The sequence below is a fragment of the Actinomycetospora sp. genome (assembly GCF_055612215.1).
Map to the genome: position 1 here is coordinate 1 of NZ_JBVPVA010000196.1, position 3467 is coordinate 3467.

At 74.5% G+C, this 3467-nt stretch carries 3 protein-coding genes; all 3 read left to right on the plus strand.

Annotation, left to right across the window (positions count from 1 at the left end):
• Nucleotides 1-1623, plus strand: a 1623-nt coding sequence (locus AC0CYZ_RS05365) for a CTP synthase (RefSeq protein ID WP_472213067.1), incomplete at its 5' end; no start/stop codon positions are given.
• Between the two features lie 50 nt (nucleotides 1624-1673).
• Nucleotides 1674-2318 carry an NUDIX domain-containing protein gene (locus tag AC0CYZ_RS05370; protein WP_472213071.1) on the plus strand — a complete coding sequence of 215 codons (645 nt, stop codon included), beginning with the start codon at nucleotides 1674-1676 and terminating at the stop codon, nucleotides 2316-2318.
• Between the two features lie 267 nt (nucleotides 2319-2585).
• Nucleotides 2586-3467: site-specific tyrosine recombinase XerD (locus AC0CYZ_RS05375; RefSeq protein WP_472213069.1), on the plus strand; the 882-nt coding region annotated here is incomplete at its 3' end.

The following is a 3467-nucleotide window of genomic DNA, read 5'->3' on the forward strand; positions in this document are numbered from 1 at the left end:
CTCAACGTCGACCCCGGCACGATGAACCCGTTCCAGCACGGCGAGGTCTTCGTGACCGAGGACGGCGCCGAGACCGACCTCGACATCGGTCACTACGAGCGTTTCCTCGACCGCGACCTCAACGCCCGGGCCAACGTCACCACCGGCCAGGTGTACTCCGAGGTGATCGCGAAGGAGCGCCGCGGCGAGTACCTCGGTGACACCGTGCAGGTCATCCCGCACATCACCGACGAGATCAAGTCGCGGGTGCTCGCGATGCGCGACGGGGACGAGGGTTCCGCGCCCGACGTCGTGATCACCGAGGTGGGAGGCACCGTCGGCGACATCGAGTCGCTGCCCTTCCTCGAGGCCGCCCGCCAGCTGCGCCACGAGATCGGCCGCGACAACTGCTTCTTCCTGCACGTCTCGCTGGTGCCGTTCCTGGCGCCGTCGGGCGAGCTGAAGACCAAGCCGACCCAGCACTCCGTCGCGGCGCTGCGCAACATCGGCATCCAGCCCGACGGGCTCGTGCTCCGCGCCGATCGGCACATCCCCGAGGAGATGACCCGCAAGATCTCCCTGATGTGCGACGTCGAGGACGACGGCGTCGTCGCCTGCCCTGACGCCCCGTCGATCTACGACATCCCCAAGGTCCTGCACACCGAGGGCCTCGACGCCTACGTCGTGCGCCGCCTCGGGCTGCCGTTCCGCGACGTCGACTGGACGGTGTGGGGCGACCTGCTCGAGCGGGTGCACCAGCCCTCGGAGACCGTGACCATCGGCGTCGTCGGGAAGTACGTCGACCTGCCCGACGCCTACCTCTCGGTCAGCGAGGCGGTGCGGGCCGGCGGGTTCGCGCACCGCGCCAAGGTCGAGATCCGCTGGGTGCCCAGCGACGAGTGCGCGACTGCGTCCGGAGCGGCGGCCGCGCTCGCCGGGGTGCACGGCGTGCTCGTCCCGGGAGGGTTCGGGATCCGGGGCATCGAGGGCAAGATCGGGGCGCTCGACCACGCCCGCCGGTACGGCATCCCCGCCCTGGGCTTGTGCCTGGGGCTGCAGTGCATGGTCATCCACGCCGCCCGGGCGCTCGCGGGCATCGAGGACGCCAACTCCGCGGAGTTCGACCCGTCCACGCCGAACCCGGTGATCTCGACGATGGCCGACCAGACCGACGTCGTGGCCGGCGAGCGGGACATGGGCGGCACGATGCGCCTCGGCGCCTACCCCGCGGTGCTCGCGCCGGACAGCGTCACCCGCGCCGCGTACGGCACCGGCCGGGTCTCGGAGCGGCACCGCCACCGCTACGAGGTCAACAACGCCTACCGCGAGCGGCTCGCCGAGGCCGGGCTGGTGTTCTCCGGGACCTCGCCGGAGGGGACCCTCGTCGAGTTCGTCGAGCTGCCGCGCTCGGTCCACCCGTTCTTCGTCGGGACCCAGGCGCACCCGGAGCTCAAGTCCCGGCCGACGCGGGCGCACCCGCTGTTCGCGGCGTTCGTCGCGGCGGCGCTGCGCCACGACGCGTCGTCCCGGTTGTTCGGCCCCGAGGACGAGGCCCCGGCGCGCGAGGAGCCCGGGATCCCGGACGACGCCGACGCCCTCGGGTCCGCCACCGACGGCGTCCGCATGCAGACGGCCTCCCGGTGAGCGCCGAGCCGACCCGGACCGCGCCGCCGGTCCCGGAGACGCCCCCGACGTTGGTCGACCCGCACCACGGGCACCCGCCGCACTCCTTCGACGTGGTCTCGTCCGAGACGCTCTACGACGGCGCGATCTTCGCGCTGCGCGGGGACCACGTCCGGATGCCCGGCGGCCGCGTCGCGACGCGGGAGAAGGTCGAGCACTTCGGCGCGGTCGCGATCGCCGCGCTCGACGACGAGGACCGGCTCGTCATGATCTACCAGTACCGGCCCGCGATCGGCCGGCGGATCTGGGAGATGCCGGCGGGCCTGCTCGACGGCGGCCCCGACGAGGAGCCCGTGGAGGCGGCGAAGCGCGAGCTCGTCGAGGAGGTCGGGGTCACCGCGGACGACTGGTCGACCCTCGTCGACGTCGTCGGCTGCCCGGGGTTCGCCGACGAGTCGGTGCGGGTCTACCTCGCGCGCGGGCTGCACGACGTCGACCGCCCGGCCTCCGCCGACGACGAGGAGGCCGACCTGGTGATCCGGCGCGTCCCGCTGACGGACCTGGTGACCGGCGCGATGTCGGGCGACCTGGTCAACGGGCCGTGCATCGCCGGGGTGTTCGCGGCGGCCGAGGTCGTGGCCGGCCGGTTCAGTCCGCGGCCGGTGGACGCCCCCTGGATCGACCGGCCGACCGACTACGCCCGCCGCCGGGGCTGAGCCACGGCCGCCTGGCCAGGTGACCGGGGCGGGGCCACCGCGAGGGGCACGTCACGCACCTTCCGCGGCGGTCCGGGCTGCGCCGTGTGCTGGTGATCGAGCTGGGCGTGGGGCACCTCCGGTCGAGGGGCACGTGGGGCAGGCCGCAGGGCCCCGTGGGCTGCCTCGTGTGCTGGTGATCGAGGAGCGTCCTGCGAGGGGACCGGGTCGCGTCGCTCCCACGACCGCCCGCCGCCGCGGGTTAGCGTCGGCGCCGGAGGTGGCGAGATGACAGTGACCGGCGTGCAGCCCGCCCCCGAGCTGGCGGACGCCGTCGCGACCTACCTCGACCACCTCGACGTCGAGCGCGGCATGTCCCCGCACACGCTCTCCAACTACCGCCGCGACCTGGACCGCTACCTCGAGCACCTGACCCGGGCGGGGCGCGGCGAGCTCGCCGAGGTCGCCGAGAACGACGTCGCGGCGTTCCTGGTCGCGCTGCGCCGCGGCGACGAGGAGCACCCGCCGTTGGCGACGGCGTCGGCGTCGCGGGCGGTCGTCGCCGGCCGCGGGCTGCACCGCTTCGCGCTGGCCGAGGGCCTCGTCGCCCGCGACGTCGCCGCCGACGTCCACCCGCCCGCCCCGGCCAAGCGGCTCCCGAAGGCGCTCGACGTGGCCTCGGTGGTGCGGCTGCTCGAGGCGCCCCCGGAGGACGACCCCCGCGGCGTCCGGGACCGCGCGCTGCTCGAGCTGCTCTACTCGACCGGCGCCCGGATCAGCGAGGTCACCGACCTCGACGTCGACGACGTGGACACCGAGCAGCGCACCGTCGTGCTCACCGGGAAGGGCGGCAAGCAGCGCCTGGTCCCGGTCGGGCGCCCGGCCCTCGCCGCGCTCGAGGCCTACCGGGTGCGGGCCCGGCCGGGGTTCGCGGTGCGCGGGCGGGGCACGCCGGCGCTCTTCCTCAACGCCCGCGGCGCGCGGCTCTCGCGCCAGACCGCGTGGAACGTGCTGCGCGAGGCGGCCGAGCGGGCCGGGCTGAGCCAGTCGATCTCGCCGCACACCCTGCGGCACTCGTTCGCGACCCACCTGCTCGACGGCGGGGCGGACCTGCGCGTCGTGCAGGAGCTGCTCGGGCACGCGTCGGTGACGACGACGCAGATCTACACG